Source organism: Pseudomonas sp. R84 (assembly GCF_009834515.1).
GTDB lineage: Bacteria > Pseudomonadota > Gammaproteobacteria > Pseudomonadales > Pseudomonadaceae > Aquipseudomonas.
Map to the genome: position 1 here is coordinate 3,455,372 of NZ_CP019426.1, position 19,694 is coordinate 3,475,065.

Sequence of the window (19,694 nt, forward strand, 5' to 3'; positions counted from 1 at the left end):
ATGAACACTTGCACTTTGTCCCGCCTGCTTTCGAATGACTTCGAGATCAGATTGATGCGCTGGACGCTCGTACTGATCTTCGCGATCTTTGGCTATAGCAAATGGTTTGCGTACGAAGCTGAAGGCTTGATTCCTCTGTTGGGCAACAGCCCTCTACTGAGCTGGATGCACAGTGTGTTCGGAATTCAGGGGGCCAGCTATGCCTTGGGTGTAGCCGAATGGGCCATTGGCCTCGGTTTGATTGTGGGCGCCTGGTTTCCCCGAGTATCGCTGTGGGCCTCGGCCGGATCTGCGATCACTTACCTGACCACGCTCACCCTGATCCTGACCACCCCGGATGCGTGGGAAGCGTCTGCCGGCGGCTTTCCGGCAATGGGCGGCGCAACCAGTTTTCTGATCAAGGATGCAGTTTTGCTCGCAGGATCTGTTGTATTGCTCAAACACAGCTTGTTGACGCTGTATCCAGTCACCGCAGCGAAGGTTGTCAGCAAGAATCCGTAACAATCGAAACCGGCAGAAAAGCTGCGCGCCCGGGAAACAGGGCGCTGTCAGTTCAAATCACTGGTGAGCGTTTCAGCGTCTCGCTCGGCAACTCCTTGAACAACGCCCGGTAACTGCTGGAAAACCTTCCCAAATGCCAGAACGACCACTGCATCGCCACCTCGGCAACCGTAGTTTCCGTCGGCCGGCGCTTGAGCAATTCACGGTGTGCACTGTTCAACCGGCGCAGGCGCAACCAATGGCTAGGGGTCATCCCGGTGTAGGCTTTGAACGCCTGCTGCAATTGTCGCAATGGCACGCCGGCCACGTGCGACAGCTCAAGCAGATTGACCGTGTCTTCCGGCGAATCCGCCGCCCACTCTCCAACGCGTTTCATGATCATCCGCTCTTCGCTGCGCCGCTGTAATCCGCCGCGATCGAGGCTGGTGTGAGCGTTATCGAGAATGAACAGACAGTCTTCCAGTAGCTGCTGAGTCAGTGAATCTTTATCAAACAGATCAACAGCTTGCGACAACTTCGTGAGAGTGGAGCTTAACCAGCGACTGAACAGAGCGTTCTGTCCGCAATTGAGTTGTGTCATGAACAACCCTTCGAGTTTCGCCACATTCAGACCGTGCTGACGGACAAACTCCGGACCGAACACCACGGCGATTTCCTGGTAGTTCTCCGGAGTGATCCAGATGTTGCGGCTCTCTTCATTGAGCAGGTACAGCGCGTTGTCGCTGCGATCAAAACAGAACGCCAAGGCACCCGATGGCGCGCTGAAATTCTGCTCGACCCGGGTGTTCATCTGCTCTTCATAGACCTCGACACCCTGCAGATCCAGATAGCGGATCTGCCCGGCAAAATGCCCCGGTGACATCTGTTGGTAATGCTGGACCCAGCCCGGTGTGGCACGGACTTGTTCGGCGACATCGGCGGTGTTGAACGCTTGGACCTGTAACGAATTGCACGTTGTCATGGGGTGACCTTGCGCACTCTTTTGGTGCGCTTTGGTGCTGCTTAAAGTGGATAGATGGAACTGCATGGCTCGCCCAAGATAGTCGTCAACGCGCCACAGGGGAAGGGGCGGAAGATGAAACCCGCCCTCCCCGGCGTCTATAAAACCAATAACGAGGTCTTTATGAATGCCCCTTTCGATCAGCTGTTCACGTGGCTGAAAGATCACAAGATTACCGAAGTCGAATGTGTGGTCAGCGACCTGACCGGCATTGCCCGCGGCAAGATCGCACCGACCAACAAGTTCCTGCATGAGCGAGGCATGCGCCTGCCGGAAAGTGTGCTGCTGCAAACGGTAACCGGGGATTTTGTCGACGACGACATCTACTACGACCTGCTCGATCCTGCCGACATCGACATGGTGTGCAAGCCCGTGGCTGACGCGGTCTACGTGATTCCATGGGCGATCGAACCGACCGCCATCGTCATCCACGACACCTTCGACAAGTTCGGCAACCCGATCGAACTGTCGCCGCGCAACGTGCTGAAGAAAGTCTTGCAGCTCTACACCGACAAAGGCTGGAAGCCGATTGTGGCGCCGGAAATGGAGTTCTACCTGACCCAACGCTGCGAAGACCCGGATCTGCCGCTGAAGGCACCGCTGGGCCGTTCGGGCCGTGCTGAAAGCGGTCGGCAGTCGTTCTCGATCGATGCCGCCAACGAATTCGATCCGTTGTTCGAAGACGTCTACGACTGGTGCGAACTGCAAGGCCTGGACCTCGACACGCTGATCCACGAAGACGGCCCGGCGCAGATGGAAATCAACTTCCGTCACGGCGACGCCCTTGATCTGGCCGACCAGATCACCGTGTTCAAACGCACCATGCGTGAGGCGGCGCTCAAGCACAACGTTGCGGCGACGTTCATGGCCAAGCCGATCGGTGATGAGCCGGGCAGCGCCATGCACATCCACCAGAGCGTGGTGGACATCGCCACTGGCAAACCGATTTTCGCCAATGAAGACGGGCAGATGAGCGAGCTGTTCCTGCATTACATCGGCGGTTTGCAGAAGTACATCCCGAAAGTGCTGCCGATGTTTGCGCCCAACGTCAATTCGTTCCGCCGCTTTCTGCCGGACACCTCGGCACCGGTCAACGTCGAATGGGGCGAAGAAAACCGCACTGTTGGTCTGCGTGTACCGACTTCCAGCCCGGAAGCCATGCGCGTAGAAAACCGTCTGCCGGGCGCCGATGCCAACCCGTACCTGGCAATCGCCGCGAGCCTGCTCTGCGGTTACATCGGCATGGTCGAAGCCATCGCGCCGAGCGCTGCGGTACAGGGCCGCGCTTACGAGCGTCGCAACCTGCGCCTGCCGATCACCATCGAAGAAGCGCTGACGCAGATGGAAGAGTGCGAAACCGTTGGGCAGTACCTGGGCGACAAATTCGTCCGGGGCTACGTCGCGGTAAAGCGTGCCGAGCATGAAAACTTCAAGCGCGTGATCAGCTCGTGGGAGCGTGAGTTCCTGATGCTCAGCGTGTAATTCAGATTTGCACAGACCCTGTGGGAGCGAGCCTGCTCGCGAAGGCGTCAGCACAGTCACCATTTATGTTGCCTGACCCACCGCTTTCGTCGGAACGCCGCCCGGAGCAGGCTCGCTCCCACAAGGGATTAGCGAACCACCTGAAAAATCCAACAATTTAAGAGGTGTCGAAATGCGTCTGTTGAAAACCATGATTCCCGCCGCTCTGGCCCTGATGTGCAGCGCCGTAGCAAACGCCCAACCCCAGGTCAGCGTCTACAACTGGACCGACTACATCGGCGAAACCACCCTCGCCGATGTCCAGAGCCAAAGCGGGATCAAGGTGATCTACGACGTTTTCGACTCCAACGAAACCCTCGAAGGCAAACTGCTCGCCGGTCGCACCGGGTATGACGTGGTCGTGCCGTCCAACCACTTCCTCGCGCGTCAGGTGAAGGCCGGCGCCTTCCTCAAACTTGACCGTGCGCAACTGCCGAACTTCAAGAATCTCGACCCGAAACTGCTCGAACTGCTGGAGAAAAACGACCCGGGCAACGAGCATTCGGTGCCGTACCTGTGGGGCACTAACGGCATCGGCTACAACGTCGACAAGGTCAAGCAAGTGCTGGGCATTGACCACATCGATTCCTGGGCCGTGCTGTTCGAACCCGAAAACCTGAAAAAACTCAGCCAGTGCGGCGTGTCGATGATGGATTCCGCCGACGAAGTCTTCCCGGCCGTGCTCAACTACATGGGCATGGACCCGCGCAGCGAAAACCCGGAAGACTATAAAAAGGCTGAAGCGAAACTGCTGAGCATCCGCCCGTACATCACCTATTTCCATTCTTCGAAGTACGTGTCGGATCTGGCCAACGGTGACATCTGCGTGGCCTTCGGTTACTCCGGCGACGTGTTCCAGGCCGCCAACCGTGCCAAGGAAGCCAAGAACGGCGTGAACATCGCTTACGCCATTCCGAAGGAAGGCGCCAACCTCTGGTTTGATCTGTTGGCCATCCCCGCCGATGCGAGCAACACCAAAGAAGCCCACGCTTTCATCAATTACCTGCTCGATCCGCAAGTGATCGCCAAAGTCAGCGCTTCGGTCGGTTACGCCAACCCGAACCCGGCCGCCAAGCAATACATGGATCAAGAGCTGGTCAACAACCCTGAGGTTTACCCATCCCAGGCAGTGCTCGACAAGCTCTACATCTCCTCTACCCCGCCCCAAGCGATCATGCGACTGATGACCCGATCCTGGAGCAAAGTGAAGTCGAACAAATGAATCAGTACACCCAGGAACACGCCCGCTCCTATTACGCCGCTTCGGCCCGGGCGAGCACACCCTATCCGCTGCTGGACGGTGACTTGACCGCCGACGTCTGTGTGATCGGTGGCGGCTTCACCGGGGTCAACACCGCCATCGAGCTGGCTCAGCGCGGATTGTCGGTGGTGTTGATCGAAGCCCGGCGCATCGGCTGGGGCGCCAGTGGGCGCAATGGCGGCCAGTTGATTCGCGGGATCGGTCATGAGGTCACGGGATTCGCCAAGTATGTCGGTCAGGAAGGCGTGCGTTATTTGCAGCGCGCCGGCATCGATTCGGTCGAACTGGTGCGTCAGCGCATCGGCGACAACGCCATCGATTGCGACCTGCGCTGGGGCTTCTGCGATCTGGCCAATACCCCGGCGCAGTTCGCTGCCTTCAAGGATGAATTGGTCGACCTCGCCGAACTCGGTTACGCCCACGAAACCCGGCTGATCGGCCCGGAGCAGGTGCGCCAGCAGGTGGTCAACTCCGACATTTACGCCGGCGGCTTGGTGGACATGGGGTCCGGTCATTTGCATCCGCTGGATCTGGTGCAAGGCGAAGCGCGACTTGCAGCATCGTTAGGCGTAAGGATTTTCGAGCAGAGTGAAGTGCTGGAAATCATCCATGGCCCGACCGTGCAGGTCCGCTGCGCAAGCGGCACGGTGCGGGCTGGCAGTCTGGTGCTCGGCTGCAATGCGCATCTGGACGAACTCGAACAGCAACTCAGTGGCAAGGTGCTGCCGGCCGGCAGTTACATCATCGCCACCGAACCGTTGTCCGAGGCGCGCGCCGCGCAACTGATCCCGCACAATCTGGCGGTGTGCGACCAAAAAGTCGGCCTCGATTACTACCGGCTCTCCGCCGATCGGCGCTTGCTGTTCGGCGGTGCCTGCCACTATTCCGGGCGCGATCCGGCGGACATCGCCGCTTATATGCGACCGAAGATGCTCAAAGTCTTCCCGCAACTGGCCGACGTGCGCATCGATTACCAGTGGGGCGGCAAGATCGGCATCACTGCTAACCGCTTTCCGCAGGTCGGCCGGCTCAAGCAACAGCCGAACGTGTTCTACGCACAGGGCTATTCCGGCCATGGCCTGAACGTCACGCACTGGTGCGCGAAGCTGCTCGGTGAGGCGATTCATGCCGGTCACAGTCAGGGCATGGACGTGTTCAGCGGCGTGCCGCACATGACCTTCCCTGGCGGCCCGTCCCTGCGCTCGCCACTGCTGGCACTGGGCATGTTCTGGTATCGCCTGCGGGAAATGCTCGGATAACCCGCAACCCGCTCCGACACCATGCCCAAGTAGGAGCTGCCGAAGGCTGCGATCTTTTGGCCCTGAAAAAGCAAGATCAAAAGATCGCAGCCTCGTTTCACTCGACAGCTCCTACATGGAAACTGTCAACGATGCGAGCTATACACATTTGCTCTATCGCCAAGCACTTCTATATTGATGAGGTGCTTTTGCGTTCCTGACGCTCAGTGCCCATTCAATCGAGGAGACATGGATGAAGTCGTCAGCCACCGACGAGCCGCGAGCGCCAGGCCAAGCCCCCGTGAAAACCCGCCGCTTCGGCATCTCCCTCGTCTGGATCGTACCGATCGTGGCGGTGCTGGTGGGTATTTCGCTGGTGGTGCACAACATCCTGCAGGAAGGGCCGACCATCGTGGTCACCTTCAAGACCGGCAGCGGTCTGACAGCCAATAAGACCGAAGTCAAATACCGCAACGTGGTGATTGGTCAGGTCACCGATGTCGACTTGAGCGACGACCAGAAAAGCGTCAACGCCACGATCAAACTGGCCAAACAGGCCGAGACGTTTACTCGTGAAGATTCACAGTTCTGGGTGGTACGCCCGCGAATCGGTGCCGGTGGCGTTTCAGGTATCGACACCCTGCTTTCCGGCGACTATATCGGTGCCGACATCGGACAGGCCAACAACCGCGCCAAACAATTCAAGGGCCTGGAAAACCCGCCGCCGATTACCTACGGCGAACCCGGCAAGCGTTTCATGCTGCACACCCAGGATCTCGGTTCGCTGGACATCGGTTCGCCGGTGTATTACCGCAAGATCCCTGTCGGCCAGGTCGTCACCTACGAGCTGGCGCCTGACGGTAAAGGCGTGAATATCGAAGTGTTCATTCACGCGCCCAACGATGCGTTCGTCACTGAAAACACCCGATTCTGGAACGCCAGTGGCATTGACGTCAGCGTCGGCGCCAACGGTTTCCAGGTGAAAACCGAATCCCTGTCCTCCATGCTGGTGGGCGGTATCGCTTTCCGTGCGCCGGATTACAGCCCCAACGACGTGGCCGCCGCCGATGACAAGGAATTCGAACTGTTCGAAGACCAGCAAACCGCCCTCGCCCCACCCAACGGCAAGGCGCAGTATCTGAGTCTGCGCTTCGACCAGTCCCTGCGCGGCCTCAAGGTTGGCGCACCGGTGGAGTTCCTCGGCATGGAAATCGGTCGGGTGGTGGCGATCAATCTGGATTTCGATGCGAAAAAACGCAGCTTCCCGCTTAACGTCGGCATCGTCATTTACCCGCAACGTTTGGGCATGGCTTATGGAAAAATGCTCACTGCGTTCAAGCATGATCCCAACGATGAGGCCGCCGGCATTCGCCTGATGGGCACCTTCATCGACAATGGCCTGCGCGCCCAGGCCCGCAGTGGCAACCTGCTGACGGGGCAACTGTACGTGGCCCTGGACTTCTTCCCGAAAGCCGAAAAAGTCGCGTTTGACCCCACGGCGCGCCCGGTGGTGATTCCAACCGTGCCGGGTAGCCTCGAACAGCTGCAGGAAAAACTCGAAGCCGTGGTCGACAAGCTCAACAAGCTGCCGGTTGATCGCATCGCCAACAACCTCGACAGCAATCTGATCGAGCTGCGCAAAGGCCTTGCCCAATTCAATGCCAAAACTCTGCCGGGGGTACAGAGCACCCTTGCCGATGTGAGCAAGACCTTGCAGTCCGCCAGCTCGACCCTGGCCGAAGATTCGCCGCAACGCGAGAAACTCACGGAAACCCTCGACGAGCTCGGGCGCATGTCGCGCTCCCTGCGTGAGCTGTCGGATTACCTGGGCCGGCATCCTGAATCGCTGATCCGCGGTCGCCCCGATAACGCCGCGCCTATCGATCTGAAAGGCCCGCCACGTAACTGAGCACAGGAGCTGAACCATGGCTGTACCGCTGAAAATCACCGTGCTCGCTGCGTTCATGCTGCTTGGCGCCTGCCGCAGCGACCCGATCAGCTTTCACACGCTGACGCCGGTGCAGATCGCCAACACCCGGACCGGCGCGCAGATTCCGATTGAAGCGCTGAGCGTGCCGCCGCAGGTCGACCGGGCGCAAATCGTTATCCGCCAGGGCAACAGCGGCCTGGCGATTCTGGAAACCGATTGGTGGGGGGCGACACTGGCGGATGAGTTGCGCGGTGCATTGGCCGACCAGTTGAGCAATACCAGTGGCCAAGGCAACGTTTCGGTTCGCATCGAAGTGCAACGCTTCGACTCGATCCCCGGTCAGTACGGCCTGATCGACGCCAAATGGCGCTTGCGTCCCGTCGGCGCCACTGACAATGGCTCGCTGACCTGCCGTTCGACCCTGCAAACACCGTCCGGCCCGACCATCGATGATCTGGTGGGTGCCCAGCAGAACAACGTCAAACGCTTGGCCGTGCAGATCAGTCGGGCGGCCACCGGCAACGCGCGCACCTGCCCTTCCCCGTCCTGACGGGGCCTACAGATCGAAGCGATCGACCGCACGCCGCCGCTCGTTGTCATCACGCACATCGTAGTTGGCGGTGGTCTGGATGTTGCTGTGGTGCGCCAGTTTCTGCGCAATCGACAAATCATGCTCCTCGATCACCCGCGTGATAAACGAGCGGCGGAAATCGTGGGGCATGATCTTCACCCCGACCTGAGTACCCCGCTGACGGGCAATGTAATAAATCGCGTGTTTGGTGATGCGCTCACGGGTGATATGGCTGCCGCGACGGATGCGGTTGAACAGAAAGGCATCGTCACTCTCGCCCTCCTTGAGTTCTGAACGCCGCAGTTCCAGCCACGCATCAAGTTTGGCGAACGCCCACGCCGGTGCGTACTTGATCAGTTGCTTGTTGCCCTTGCCGGTGACGGTCAGGCTGCGTTCGGTGAAGTCGACCTGATTCAGGTCCAGATCCACCGACTCCGATTTACGCATGCCGGTGCCGTACAACAGCGCAATCACCGCTGCGTCGCGCAGCCCTTGCGGACGCGGATCGGCGGCGCAGACTTCCATCAATTCGTGGATCAAGGTGCGCTTCAAGTTGCGCCCCTGGGACAAGCGCGTGCCGGCAATACCTTTGACCGAGCGCATCTTCAAAAGATGATCCTGGCTGATCAGGCTCATGCGCCAGGCTTCATTCATCACACCGCGCACGGCATTCACGTACAGCGACGAGGTATTCGGCGCATAACCGTCGGCGCGCAATGCGGCGACCAGCGCCACGACGTCTTCCGGTTGCAGCCCGTGCCAGGGGATTTCTTCGATATCCACGTCTTCGAAACCGAGGCGGTCTGCAGCATCCTGCAAGACATAGCGCATGGTCAGTTGGCTGGACGGCGCCAGTCGCGCCAGATAAAGCGTCAGCGGATTAGTGGTGGACGGTGTGGATTCAGTACTCGACAAGTCAATCAAACGAAACGGCCTTGAATAGAAAACAGTTCAACAAAACAACTTAAAAGTGCAAACAAACTTATATAAAGAGCGACTCTTCCGTAGGACTTTTCTATTAAAAGAGCCGATGAACGGAAGAAGTCTGAACGGTGGCTGTATGGCTTAGAGATAGACGAATCGCCGACCGTTTTTTCATGTTCCTTTGACAAAAACGCGCATAACCTTAGTTACAACAGGTTGCCCCGAAAGGCCTGCAACCCTGCCGTCCGTGGACTTAAAAGTCAATCAGGCATTCCCCGGCCGGTATCTCAACCCTTTGAAATTCCGTGTTTTTCAGACAATCGGCTGAAGGATGGCTGTCGCCCCGAGGTTCTTATGAGTCAAGCGTTTCTGCCGTTTTCCCGTCCGAGTATCGGCGATGAAGAAATAGCCGCCGTTGAACAAGTATTGCGTTCGGGGTGGATTACCACCGGGCCTAAAAGCCAGGCACTGGAAGAACACTTCGCCAACTATGTCGGCTGCAAGCACGCCGTGGCAATTTCCTCGGCCACCGGCGGCATGCACATCACCTTGTTGGCTTTGGGCATTGGTCCGGGCGACGAAGTCATCACCCCGTCGCAGACCTGGGTGTCGACGGCCAACATGATCTCGCTGCTCGGCGCCACACCGGTGTTCGTCGACGTCGACCGTGACACGCTGATGACCGACGCCGCGCGTATCGAAGCGGCGATCACTCCGCGCACCAAAGCAATCATCCCGGTGCATTACGCCGGCGCCGCGTTTGATCTTGATCCGCTGTACGCGCTGGCCGACAAGCACGGTATCGCCGTCATCGAAGACGCCGCCCACGCCGCTGGCAGCCGTTACAAGGGCCGCCAAGTCGGCGCGCAGGGCACGGCGATTTTCTCCTTCCACGCGATCAAGAACATGACCTGTGCCGAAGGCGCAATGTTCGTCACCGACGACGAAGCCCTGGCCAGCCGCGTGCGCATGCTCAAATTCCATGGTTTGGGCGTTGACGCCTACGACCGGCTGACCGGTGGCCGCAAGCCGCAGGCGCAAGTGATGGAGCCGGGGTTCAAATACAACCTCGCCGACATCAACGCTGCAATTGCCTTGGTGCAGCTTGAGCGTCTGGACGCAATCAACGCCCGCCGCAGCGAACTGGCTGCCGCCTACCGGCAAAAACTCGAAGGCTTGCCGGTGCTACCGCTGGCCCTGCCCGCTTACGCACAAACCCACGCCTGGCACCTGTTCATCCTGCGCATCGACAGCGAGCGCTGCGGCATGGACCGCGAAGCCTTCATGAAAGGCTTGCAGGACCAGGGCATCGGCACCGGTATCCATTTCATCGCCACTCACCTGCACACCTGGTATCGCCAGCGTGCCCCCGACCTGTATCTGCCCGACACCGAATGGAACTCGGCGCGGCTGTGCTCGATTCCGTTGTTCCCCGACATGAGCGATCAAGACCTCGATCGCGTGGTCGGCGCCATCGCCACCCTTATGGACAAACGCCTGTGAAAACCTATCCGATCCGCTGTGTGTCGATCGTCATCCCGGTCTACAACGAACAGGACAGCCTGCCGGAACTGCTGCGGCGCACCGAAGCGGCCTGCCGCATGCTGCGTCACGACTATGAAATCGTCCTCGTCGACGACGGCAGCCGTGATGAGTCGGCCAACCTTCTGGAAGAAGCCGCGACACGTGAAGACAGCCCGTTTGTGGCCGTCATTCTCAACCGCAACTACGGCCAGCACGCGGCAATCATGGCCGGTTTCGAACAGTGCAAAGGTGATGTCGTGATCACCCTCGACGCCGACCTGCAGAACCCGCCGGAAGAAATCCCGCGCCTGGTCGCCGAAGCGGAAAAGGGTTACGACGTGGTCGGCACCGTGCGCGGCAACCGCCAGGACTCGGCCCTGCGTCGCTATCCGTCGAAGCTGATCAACCTCGCCGTGCAACGCTCCACCGGCGTCGCCATGAGCGACTACGGCTGCATGCTCCGCGCTTACCGGCGGACGATCATCGACGCGATGCTCGCCTGCCGTGAACGCAGCACGTTCATCCCGATTCTGGCCAACAGCTTCGCCCGCCACACCACTGAAATCGTCGTCGCCCACGCCGAGCGTGAACACGGCGATTCAAAGTACAGCCCGATGCGTTTGCTCAACCTGATGTTCGACCTGATCACCTGCATGACCACCACGCCGTTGCGCCTGCTGAGCATCGTCGGTTTTGCCATGGCTGGCCTCGGCGTGTTGTTTGCCGCCGCACTGATCGTGCTGCGCCTGGTGTTCGGTGCCGGCTGGGCCGGTGACGGCATGTTCGTGCTGTTCGCTGTGCTGTTCGTGTTCACCGGTGGCCAGTTCATCGGCATGGGCCTGCTCGGCGAATACCTCGGGCGCATGTACAGCGACGTGCGCGCCCGCCCGCGTTTCTTCGTTGAAAAAGTCTTGCGCGGCCAACCCGCCATGCCGCCGCGCGCCATCACCGTCGACGGTCTCTCCTCCTCCAATGATCAGGTTCTCTCATGAGCGCAAAAACTGTTGTCTTCGCTTATCACGATATCGGCTGCGCCGGCATTCAAGCCCTGCTCGACAGCGGCTATGACATTGCGGCGGTATTCACCCATGCCGACGACCCGAAAGAGAACGCCTTCTACGCCTCGGTCGCACAACTGTGCGCACGCAAAGGCATTCCGGTGCACGCCCCCGAAGACGTCAATCACCCACTGTGGATCGAGCGGATCGCCAAACTGAATCCGGACTACCTGTTCTCCTTCTACTATCGCCACCTGCTGAGCGAGTCGTTGCTGGCCACCGCGAAAAAAGGCGCGTTCAATCTGCACGGCTCGTTGCTGCCAAGCTACCGTGGCCGCGCCCCAGCCAACTGGGTGCTGGTCAACGGCGAGACCGCAACCGGCGTGACTCTGCACCGCATGGTCAAACGTGCCGATGCCGGCGCCATCGTTGCCCAACAGCGTGTGGCCATTGAACGCAGCGACACCGCGCTGAGCCTGCACGGCAAGCTGCGCATCGCCGCGACGGATCTGCTGCGCGACACTTTGCCAGCCATGCTGCAAGGCAAGATCAGTGAAACCGCGCAGGACGAATCGAAAGCCACAGTATTCGGGCGTCGCACGGCGGCGGACGGCAAACTGCTTTGGGCGAAACCGGCCGAGCAGTTGTTCAACCTTGTGCGCGCCGTCACCCAACCTTACCCGGGCGCGTTCTGCGCTGTGGGCGAGCACAAACTGATCGTCTGGAGCGCTGAAGTTGCCAAGGGCAACGACAGCCAGGCGCCGGGCCGGGTGATCAGCGTCGATCCGCTGCGCATTGCCTGCGGCGAAGACTCGCTGGTAATCCTCTCCGGTCAGCGCAACGACAACGGCCTGTTCCTCAGTGGCCCGCAACTGGCCAGTGAACTGGGTCTGGTCGACGGCTCGCTGTTGCGCGGTGCCGAATCCGGCCGTGCGCCACGTCGCACTCGCGTGCTGATCCTTGGCGTTAACGGTTTTATCGGCAATCACTTGTCCGAACGCCTCCTGCGCGATGACCGCTACGAAGTCTATGGACTGGACATCGGTTCCGACGCCATCGACCGTCTGCGCAGCCATCCGCACTTCCACTACGTCGAAGGCGACATCAGCATTCACTCCGAGTGGATCGAGTACCACATCAAGAAGTGCGACGTGGTCCTGCCGCTGGTGGCCATCGCCACGCCGATCGAATACACCCGCAACCCGTTGCGCGTGTTCGAACTCGACTTCGAAGAAAACCTCAAGCTGGTGCGCTACTGCGTCAAGTACAACAAGCGCGTGATCTTCCCGTCGACCTCGGAAGTCTATGGCATGTGCCAGGACAAGCATTTCGACGAAGACACCTCCAACCTGGTGGTCGGCCCGATCAACAAGCAGCGCTGGATCTACTCGGTGTCCAAGCAATTGCTGGACCGCGTGATCTGGGCGTACGGCGCCAAAGGTCTGAATTTCACCCTGTTCCGCCCGTTCAACTGGATGGGCCCGCGCCTTGATCGTCTGGATTCGGCCCGCATCGGCAGCTCCCGCGCCATCACTCAGTTGATTTTGAATCTGGTGGAAGGCACGCCGATTCGCCTGTTCGACGGTGGCGAGCAAAAACGCTGCTTCACCGACATCGCCGACGGCGTCGAGGCCCTGGCGCGGATCATCGATAACGACAACGATGTCTGCAACGGTCAAATCATCAACATCGGCAACCCGGACAACGAAGCGAGCATCCGTCAGCTGGGTGAAGAACTGCTGCGTCAGTTCGAAGCGCATCCGCTGCGCGATAACTTCCCGCCGTTCGCCGGTTTTCGCGACGTCGAGAGCAAGGCGTTCTATGGCGCTGGCTATCAGGATGTTGAGCACCGCAAACCCAGCATCGCCAACGCCAAGCGTCTGCTCGACTGGACGCCAACCGTGGAAATGCGCGAGACCATTGGCAATACGCTCGACTTCTTCCTGCGTGAAGCGATGCTCGAAATCGCGGACAAGCGCTAATGCAGGCCGGTCTACGCATCGACGTCGACACCTTTCGCGGCACCCGTGAAGGTGTGCCGCGCTTGCTGGAAATGCTCGACGAGGCGCAGATCAAGGCAACGTTTTTCTTCAGTGTCGGCCCCGACAACATGGGCCGGCATCTGTGGCGCCTGATCCGCCCGCAGTTTCTCTGGAAGATGCTCCGCTCCAATGCGGCCGGCCTGTATGGCTGGGACATTCTGCTGGCCGGCACCGCGTGGCCGGGCAAACCGATTGGCCGTGATCTCGGGCACCTGATGCGTCAGGCCCGCGATGCCGGTCATGAGGTTGGCCTGCATGCGTGGGATCACCACGGCTGGCAGGCCAACGCCGGGACCTGGAGCGACAAGCAACTGATCGAGCAGATTCGTCAGGGCGTCGACTCGTTGAGCGACATCCTCGGCGCGAAAGTCGACTGTTCCGCCGCCGCTGGTTGGCGTGCGGACGAGCGCGTGATCGAGGCCAAGCAAGCCTTCGGCTTTCGCTACAACAGCGATTGCCGAGGCGACCGCCTGTTTCGTCCGCTGCTGGCCGACGGCACGCCGGGCACGCCGCAGATTCCGGTGGATCTGCCGACCTTCGATGAAGTCGTCGGCCCGATCGTCGCAGCGCGGGACTTCAACGGGTTTATCCTTGACCACTTTCGTCCGCAACAGCTCAACGTCTACACCATTCACGCCGAAGTAGAAGGGATTCTGATGGCTGAGGATTTTCGTCAACTGCTGGTCGATGCACGCCAGCGCAACATCGCTTTCAAACCGCTGGGCGACTTGTTGCCCGAGTTCTTCAACACCTTGCCCATGGGTCGCGTACAACGTGGCGCCCTCGACGGCCGTGAAGGCTGGCTGGGAGTGCAAGACGCATGACTAAACGCTGGACGCTGCCACTGCTGTTGCTGGTCATTTGCTTGCTGGCCTATCTGCTGCCGCTGGGCACGCACGGCTTGTGGATTCCCGACGAAACCCGTTACGCACAGATCAGTCAGAACATGCTGCTGAGCGGTAACTGGGTGTCGCCGCACTTCATGAGCCTGCGCTACTTCGAGAAGCCGATTGCCGGTTACTGGATGATCGCGCTGGGTCAGGAGTTGTTCGGGCAGAACCTGTTCGGCGTGCGCTTCGCTTCGGCGCTGAGCACTGGCTTGAGCGTGCTGCTGTGCTATCTGGTTGCCCGGCGCTTGTGGAGCGAGCCGCGCAAAAGTTTCGTCTGCGCCCTGCTCTACATGAGTTTCACCATCGTTGCCGGTCAGGCGGGCTACGCCAACCTCGATCCGCAATTCACCTTCTGGGTCAATCTGAGTCTGGTGGCGCTGTGGTTTGCCCTCGACAGTCAAACCGGCGGCAAGCGCATGGCCGCTTGGGCCGTGCTGGGGCTGGCCTGCGGCATGGGTTTCATGACCAAGGGTTTTCTCGCCTGGCTGCTGCCGGTGCTGATCGCCGTACCGTGGATGCTCTGGCAAAAACGCTGGCGAGAACTGCTGATGTTCGGCCAGGTGGCGATTGCCATCGCGATCCTCATCAGCTTGCCTTGGGTGCTCTCGGTGCATGCGCAGGAGCCCGATTACTGGCGATTCTTCTTCTGGCACGAGCACATTCGTCGCTTTGCCGGGGACGATGCGCAACACGACGCGCCGTGGTGGTTTTACCTGCCGCTGCTGGTGGCGTTCAGTCTGCCGTGGGCCGGCCTGTTGCCGACGGCGTTCAGGCAAGCCTGGCAAACCCGCGCTCAGCCGAAAATCGTGTTCCTGCTGCTGTGGCTGCTGATGCCGCTACTGTTTTTCAGCCTGAGCAACGGCAAATTGCCGACTTACATACTGCCGTGCCTGCTGCCGCTGGCGTTGTTGCTGGGCGATGCGTTGGCCGATCGTTTGCGTCTGGAGCAAGGTCGGGCACTGAGCATCAATGGGTTGCTCAATCTGCTGCTGGGCGTCGTCACGCTGATCGCGCTGGTGTACCTGCAACTGAGCAAACCGGTGTACGACCACGAACTACACAGCATGGTGCTGGTGTTTATCGCGCTGATCGGCTGGATCATCGCCAATCTGCTGCAAGCCTTGCTTCCGCTGCAATGCTGGGCGGCTCCGGCGCTGGGCAGCCTGTTGCTGATCGCGGTGTTGCCAGCGGCGCTGCCGAAATCGGTGGTCGCCAACAAGATGCCCGATCAGTTCATCAAGCATCACGTCACGGAACTGGCGCAAACCACACACCTGTTGAGCAACGATCTGGGTGCTGCTTCGGCACTGGCCTGGCGCCTGAAAACCCCGCAAGTGGCGTTGTACAACACGATAGGCGAATTGAAATATGGCCTTGCCTATCCTGACGGCATTCAACAGCGGGTCGATCCCGAACACGTACAACAGTGGATGCGCGAGGCACGCCGCAGCGGTGCGGTCGGCGTGGTGATGCGCGTCAAGGGGCAGGACGAACTGGACGAAATCGACAAGTTGCCAAAGGACGGCGTCCGTTACGAGCAGGGCAACCTGGTGATCATGATCCTGCCCAAGGAGGCGTCATGAGCCTGTTGCTGCTGTTGGCCGCGTGCCTGCTGACCTGTCTGGGCCAAGTGGGGCAGAAATACGCGGTGGAGAGCTGGCGCGGCGTCGAGTCGACCTGGGCCGACAAACTGCGCTCGCCGTGGTTGTGGCTGGCCCTGCTCGCCCTCGGTTCCGGTCTGTTGGTCTGGTTGCTGGTGCTGCAGCGGCTGGAAGTCGGCGTCGCTTATCCGATGCTCAGCCTCAACTTTGTCCTGATCACCCTGATCGCGCGCTTCGTCTTCCGTGAACCCATCGACCGCCAGCATTGGCTTGGCGTGGCGTTGGTGATCGGCGGCGTGGTTCTGCTGGGGCAACAGACATGAATCAACGTCGTGGCATCACCTTCGCGTTGGGCAGCGTGTTTCTCGTCAGCGCGGCGCAACTGGGCATGCGCTGGAGCATGACCCGCCTGCCCGTGCCGGAACAATGGCTGCACATCGACAGCCTCGACCTGCGTGCATTGGCCGTGGTCGTTGCGGCGATTTTTGCCTACGCGCTGTCGATGCTCTGCTGGCTCGCCGCCCTGCGCGATCTGCCGCTGGGCCGGGCGTACTCGCTGCTGAGCATCAGCTATGCGCTGGTGTATCTGCTGGCGGCCAGTCTGCCGCTGTTCAACGAATCCTTCAGTTTCACCAAATCACTGGGCGTGGCGCTGGTCATGCTCGGGGTCATCACCATCAACACTCGTCCGGCTCGTGCGCCCGAATTCAGGAGTGCTCCATGAAAATCACAGTATTTGGCAGCGGTTACGTCGGTCTGGTGCAAGCGGCTGTGTTGGCCGAAGTCGGCCACGATGTCGTGTGCATGGACGTCGACCAGAAGAAGGTCGACCTGTTGCGCCAGGGTCATGTCAGCATCTTCGAACCGGGGCTGGCCAGCCTGGTACGCGAAGGTCTGGATTCGAAACGCCTGCAATTCACCACCGATGAAAAGCTCGCCGTGCAGCACGCTCGGGTGGCGTTTATTGCCGTGGGTACGCCGTCGCGTGAGGACGGTTCGGCGGATCTGCGTTATGTGCTTTCGGTCGGCGATGCCATTGCCCGCCATCGTGAGCAGCCATTGATTCTCGTGGAAAAATCCACGGTGCCGGTGGGCACGGGCGACACCCTGCGCACGCACATTGAAAAAGCCTTGATCAAGGTCGGCCGCCTGCTGCAATTCGATATCGTTTCCAACCCGGAGTTTCTCAAGGAAGGCTCCGCCGTTGCCGACTGCCGTCGGCCGGACCGTATCGTTATCGGTTGCGAAGGCGATGACGTGCGCGACGTGATGCGCGATCTGTATTCGCCGTTCAACCGCAACCACGACCGCATCATGTTCATGGACCTGCGCAGCGCTGAGCTGACCAAGTACGCCGCCAACTGCATGCTGGCGACCAAGATCAGCTTCATCAACCAGATCGCCGAACTCGCCGAACACTTGGGTGCCGACATCGAGTCGGTACGCCAGGGCATCGGTGCCGACACGCGCATCGGTTATCACTTCATCTACCCAGGCTGCGGTTATGGCGGTTCGTGCTTCCCGAAAGACATGCGCGCGTTGATCCACAGCGCCGAAGAAGCGCATTGCTCCAGCGACTTGCTGCAAGCGGTCGAGGCGATCAACCAGCGCCAGAAACACAAATTGTTCGAGCGCATCAACGCGTTCTACAAGGGCGACCTGCGCGGCAAGACCTTCGCCCTGTGGGGCCTGGCGTTCAAACCCAACACTGATGACATGCGCGACGCGCCGAGCCGCGTGTTGCTGGAAGAACTGTGGGCCGCCGGTGCCAGCGTGCGCGCCTTCGACCCGGAAGCCATGCAGGAAACCCAGAACCTTTACCCGAACGAATCGAAACTGATGCTGATGGGCACACCGGAATCGGTCTTGCCCGGCGCCGATGCGTTGATCATCTGCACCGAGTGGCAGCAGTTCAAAGCACCGGATTTCGACCTGATCAAACAGCGCCTCAACAGCCCGGTGATTTTCGACGGGCGCAACCTTTACGACGCCGAGCGTCTGGCGCGCAATGGCTTCCAATACTTCCCGATGGGCCGTGGCGAATCGCGCAAACTGCCGATCCCGCTGCAACAGTGGCCGAATGCGTCCGACGTTGCTTGATCGCGTTATCGCCTGAGATTCGCCGGCAGTCCCTGATCGCAGGGCTGCTGGCGTTTTTATTGTTCATGGCCGGGGTCCACGGGCAGGCCCCGATCGGTTTCGACTCGCGATTTGTGTTGTTCGCGCAAGAGATGCTACGCCATGAGCCGACGGTGTTTCCGACCACCTATGGTCAGCCTTACGCGGATTACTCAGCGGTTTCGACGCTGTTCATCTGGCTGTTGTCGTTGCCGTTTGGCGCGGTGAATGCGTTGACCGCGTGGGCGCCGAGCGCAATCGCGGGCGCGTTGATCGTGACGTTGATGTATCGCCTGCTGGCACCGTACTCACGGCCCTGGGCGTTGATCAGTATTGCCTTGCTAATGCTCACCAGTGGCTTTGTCACTGAAGTGCGCGCGGTGTCGCAGGACTTGATGCTCGCGGGTGCGGCGTTCGCAGTGTTTTATCTGGGCTATGCCCATGATCATTTTGGCGGCGGGCGTCGTTGGCCGTTGATCTTCGTATTGCTGCTGCTCGGTTTCGGCATACGCGGGCCGATTGGTCTGGTGGTGCCGACCGGAATGCTCTGCAGTTATTACCTGCTCAACCGTGAATGGTCGCGGTTGCTGGTGTTCGGTGTGTTGGCTTCGCTGTTGCTGGTCGCCTGTGTCGGGTTGTTGTTATGGCTGGCACAGGTCAGCGGTGGCCCGGTGTTCCTGCAGGACGTGATCCGCATGCAGTTCATGGGGCGCATGGACGGCAGCGAAGGCGTCAGCGGTTCGCTGTATTACTTCACCAGCTCCTTCGGTAACTATGCGCTGGCCTATCCGTTGGCATTGCTGGTGCTGGCAGCGGCCTGGCTGAGCAAGCCGCAACAGCGTGGCCCGGCGCTGCGTCTGGTGCAGTACTGCGCGGCGGCGGCCCTGATTGTGATGGTCGGGTTGTCGATTCCCCAGGCGAAGAAGGCACGGTATCTGCTGCCGATGCTGCCCATGGCGGCGGTCATTGCGGCGTATCCGTTTCAGGTGGCGCATGGGCGGGTGTTTCGCTGCTTGCGCGGGTTGATCATGGGCTTGTGGCTGGTCACGCCGGGCTTGTTGCTGGTGGTTTTACTGGTCGCGCAACGGCGCTTTCCCGAGCAATTGAGTGAAGTTTCCATTGTTTTGCTCGCGCTGGGCGTTCTTCAACTGCTGGCTCTGTCGAGATTGTTGATCACGCGTTGGCGCGCCGAACTGTTGGCGTTGTGTGCCGTGCTGGCGCTGTGGATGGTGTATGCGGCGGTCTTCGAACCGGTGGAACGGCGTTTGTACGACACCCAGTCATTCAGCCACGCGGTGTTCGCCCAGGTTCAGCAAAACCCGGCGCCGCTGGTGTTGCATGGCATGGGCAAGGACGCGAAAGCGATCAAGTTCATGGTCAATCTCTCGCAGGACCTGCAACCGCAGTTCAGCGACTCGATCCAGCAAGTGGAGGCGATCAAAGGTCCGGCGTGGCTGATGATGGATCGCAGTGATCTACCCTCCCTCAAGGGCACGCCGCTGGAAAGCGCGCAACCGGTGTTGAACGGGCGTTTCGACAAAAACGACTATGTATTGCTGTGGCTGAAACCGTAAC

At 60.0% G+C, this 19,694-nt stretch carries 17 protein-coding genes; 15 read left to right on the top strand and 2 right to left on the bottom strand.

Going from position 1 to position 19,694, the window contains the following annotated elements:
• Positions 1-501 (top strand): DUF417 family protein, encoded by a 501-nt coding sequence (locus PspR84_RS15260; RefSeq protein ID WP_160057927.1) that lies wholly within the window; start codon positions 1-3, stop codon positions 499-501.
• A 52-nt stretch (positions 502-553) separates the two neighbouring features.
• Here PspR84_RS15260 and PspR84_RS15265 read toward each other — a convergent pair whose 3' ends face one another.
• Positions 554-1,462 (bottom strand): helix-turn-helix domain-containing protein, encoded by a 909-nt coding sequence (locus tag PspR84_RS15265; protein ID WP_160057928.1) that lies wholly within the window; start codon positions 1,460-1,462, stop codon positions 554-556.
• A gap of 162 nt (positions 1,463-1,624) precedes the next feature.
• Between PspR84_RS15265 and PspR84_RS15270 the strand changes: the two genes are divergently transcribed.
• The 5 genes from PspR84_RS15270 (at position 1,625) to PspR84_RS15290 (ending at position 8,001) form a co-directional block, all read left to right on the top strand.
• Positions 1,625-2,983: a glutamine synthetase family protein gene (locus PspR84_RS15270; protein ID WP_160057929.1), complete on the top strand. Its 1,359-nt coding sequence runs from the start codon at positions 1,625-1,627 to the stop codon at positions 2,981-2,983.
• A 172-nt stretch (positions 2,984-3,155) separates the two neighbouring features.
• Positions 3,156-4,244 carry a polyamine ABC transporter substrate-binding protein gene (locus tag PspR84_RS15275; protein WP_160057930.1) on the top strand — a complete coding sequence of 363 codons (1,089 nt, stop codon included), beginning with the start codon at positions 3,156-3,158 and terminating at the stop codon, positions 4,242-4,244.
• Positions 4,241-5,542, top strand: coding sequence for an FAD-binding oxidoreductase (locus tag PspR84_RS15280; RefSeq protein ID WP_160057931.1), 1,302 nt, complete (start codon positions 4,241-4,243; stop codon positions 5,540-5,542). The genes PspR84_RS15275 and PspR84_RS15280 overlap by 4 nt, the downstream gene beginning before the upstream one ends.
• Positions 5,543-5,774: 232 nt before the next feature.
• On the top strand, positions 5,775-7,430 hold the full coding sequence (locus PspR84_RS15285; protein ID WP_160057932.1) for an MlaD family protein: 1,656 nt from the start codon (positions 5,775-5,777) through the stop codon (positions 7,428-7,430).
• A gap of 16 nt (positions 7,431-7,446) precedes the next feature.
• Complete coding sequence (locus PspR84_RS15290) at positions 7,447-8,001, top strand: PqiC family protein (RefSeq protein ID WP_160057933.1); 555 nt, start codon at positions 7,447-7,449, stop codon at positions 7,999-8,001.
• A 6-nt stretch (positions 8,002-8,007) separates the two neighbouring features.
• Here the strand turns inward: PspR84_RS15290 and PspR84_RS15295 are convergent, their stop codons facing one another.
• The gene (locus tag PspR84_RS15295; RefSeq protein ID WP_224793216.1) at positions 8,008-8,853 is read right to left on the bottom strand and encodes a tyrosine-type recombinase/integrase; all 846 of its coding nucleotides are present in this window, start codon (positions 8,851-8,853) and stop codon (positions 8,008-8,010) included.
• A gap of 447 nt (positions 8,854-9,300) precedes the next feature.
• On the opposite strand from PspR84_RS15295, the gene arnB reads away from it, so the two are divergent.
• The 9 genes from arnB to PspR84_RS15340 are packed head-to-tail and all read left to right on the top strand — an operon-like array spanning position 9,301 to position 19,693.
• Positions 9,301-10,449 carry a UDP-4-amino-4-deoxy-L-arabinose aminotransferase gene (gene arnB / locus PspR84_RS15300; protein ID WP_160057934.1) on the top strand — a complete coding sequence of 383 codons (1,149 nt, stop codon included), beginning with the start codon at positions 9,301-9,303 and terminating at the stop codon, positions 10,447-10,449.
• Positions 10,446-11,462: an undecaprenyl-phosphate 4-deoxy-4-formamido-L-arabinose transferase gene (gene arnC, locus PspR84_RS15305; protein ID WP_160057935.1), complete on the top strand. Its 1,017-nt coding sequence runs from the start codon at positions 10,446-10,448 to the stop codon at positions 11,460-11,462. The genes arnB and arnC overlap by 4 nt, the downstream gene beginning before the upstream one ends.
• Complete coding sequence (gene arnA / locus PspR84_RS15310) at positions 11,459-13,450, top strand: bifunctional UDP-4-amino-4-deoxy-L-arabinose formyltransferase/UDP-glucuronic acid oxidase ArnA (protein WP_160057936.1); 1,992 nt, start codon at positions 11,459-11,461, stop codon at positions 13,448-13,450. The genes arnC and arnA overlap by 4 nt, the downstream gene beginning before the upstream one ends.
• On the top strand, positions 13,450-14,334 hold the full coding sequence (gene arnD, locus PspR84_RS15315) for a 4-deoxy-4-formamido-L-arabinose-phosphoundecaprenol deformylase (RefSeq protein ID WP_160057937.1): 885 nt from the start codon (positions 13,450-13,452) through the stop codon (positions 14,332-14,334). Before arnA ends, arnD begins: the two co-directional genes overlap by 1 nt.
• Positions 14,331-15,983, top strand: coding sequence for a lipid IV(A) 4-amino-4-deoxy-L-arabinosyltransferase (arnT, locus tag PspR84_RS15320; protein WP_160057938.1), 1,653 nt, complete (start codon positions 14,331-14,333; stop codon positions 15,981-15,983). The genes arnD and arnT overlap by 4 nt, the downstream gene beginning before the upstream one ends.
• The gene (gene arnE, locus PspR84_RS15325; protein WP_160057939.1) at positions 15,980-16,324 is read left to right on the top strand and encodes a 4-amino-4-deoxy-L-arabinose-phosphoundecaprenol flippase subunit ArnE; all 345 of its coding nucleotides are present in this window, start codon (positions 15,980-15,982) and stop codon (positions 16,322-16,324) included. The genes arnT and arnE overlap by 4 nt, the downstream gene beginning before the upstream one ends.
• On the top strand, positions 16,321-16,725 hold the full coding sequence (gene arnF, locus PspR84_RS15330; protein ID WP_150751353.1) for a 4-amino-4-deoxy-L-arabinose-phosphoundecaprenol flippase subunit ArnF: 405 nt from the start codon (positions 16,321-16,323) through the stop codon (positions 16,723-16,725). Before arnE ends, arnF begins: the two co-directional genes overlap by 4 nt.
• On the top strand, positions 16,722-18,101 hold the full coding sequence (locus PspR84_RS15335; RefSeq protein WP_160057940.1) for a UDP-glucose/GDP-mannose dehydrogenase family protein: 1,380 nt from the start codon (positions 16,722-16,724) through the stop codon (positions 18,099-18,101). The genes arnF and PspR84_RS15335 overlap by 4 nt, the downstream gene beginning before the upstream one ends.
• On the top strand, positions 18,098-19,693 hold the full coding sequence (locus PspR84_RS15340) for a glycosyltransferase family 39 protein (protein ID WP_160057941.1): 1,596 nt from the start codon (positions 18,098-18,100) through the stop codon (positions 19,691-19,693). Before PspR84_RS15335 ends, PspR84_RS15340 begins: the two co-directional genes overlap by 4 nt.
• Position 19,694: the final 1 nt, after the last annotated feature.

Excerpts from the sequence above, each read along its gene's own strand:
- PspR84_RS15260 (WP_160057927.1), top strand. The coding sequence starts at position 1 with ATGAACACTTGCACTTTGTCCCGCCTGCTTTCGAATGACTTCGAGATC.
- PspR84_RS15265 (WP_160057928.1), bottom strand. The coding sequence starts at position 1,462 with ATGACAACGTGCAATTCGTTACAGGTCCAAGCGTTCAACACCGCCGAT.
- PspR84_RS15270 (WP_160057929.1), top strand. The coding sequence starts at position 1,625 with ATGAATGCCCCTTTCGATCAGCTGTTCACGTGGCTGAAAGATCACAAG.
- PspR84_RS15275 (WP_160057930.1), top strand. The coding sequence starts at position 3,156 with ATGCGTCTGTTGAAAACCATGATTCCCGCCGCTCTGGCCCTGATGTGC.
- PspR84_RS15280 (WP_160057931.1), top strand. The coding sequence starts at position 4,241 with ATGAATCAGTACACCCAGGAACACGCCCGCTCCTATTACGCCGCTTCG.
- PspR84_RS15285 (WP_160057932.1), top strand. The coding sequence starts at position 5,775 with ATGAAGTCGTCAGCCACCGACGAGCCGCGAGCGCCAGGCCAAGCCCCC.
- PspR84_RS15290 (WP_160057933.1), top strand. The coding sequence starts at position 7,447 with ATGGCTGTACCGCTGAAAATCACCGTGCTCGCTGCGTTCATGCTGCTT.
- PspR84_RS15295 (WP_224793216.1), bottom strand. The coding sequence starts at position 8,853 with ATGCGCTATGTCTTGCAGGATGCTGCAGACCGCCTCGGTTTCGAAGAC.
- arnB (WP_160057934.1), top strand. The coding sequence starts at position 9,301 with ATGAGTCAAGCGTTTCTGCCGTTTTCCCGTCCGAGTATCGGCGATGAA.
- arnA (WP_160057936.1), top strand. The coding sequence starts at position 11,459 with ATGAGCGCAAAAACTGTTGTCTTCGCTTATCACGATATCGGCTGCGCC.
- arnD (WP_160057937.1), top strand. The coding sequence starts at position 13,450 with ATGCAGGCCGGTCTACGCATCGACGTCGACACCTTTCGCGGCACCCGT.
- arnT (WP_160057938.1), top strand. The coding sequence starts at position 14,331 with ATGACTAAACGCTGGACGCTGCCACTGCTGTTGCTGGTCATTTGCTTG.
- arnE (WP_160057939.1), top strand. The coding sequence starts at position 15,980 with ATGAGCCTGTTGCTGCTGTTGGCCGCGTGCCTGCTGACCTGTCTGGGC.
- arnF (WP_150751353.1), top strand. The coding sequence starts at position 16,321 with ATGAATCAACGTCGTGGCATCACCTTCGCGTTGGGCAGCGTGTTTCTC.
- PspR84_RS15335 (WP_160057940.1), top strand. The coding sequence starts at position 16,722 with ATGAAAATCACAGTATTTGGCAGCGGTTACGTCGGTCTGGTGCAAGCG.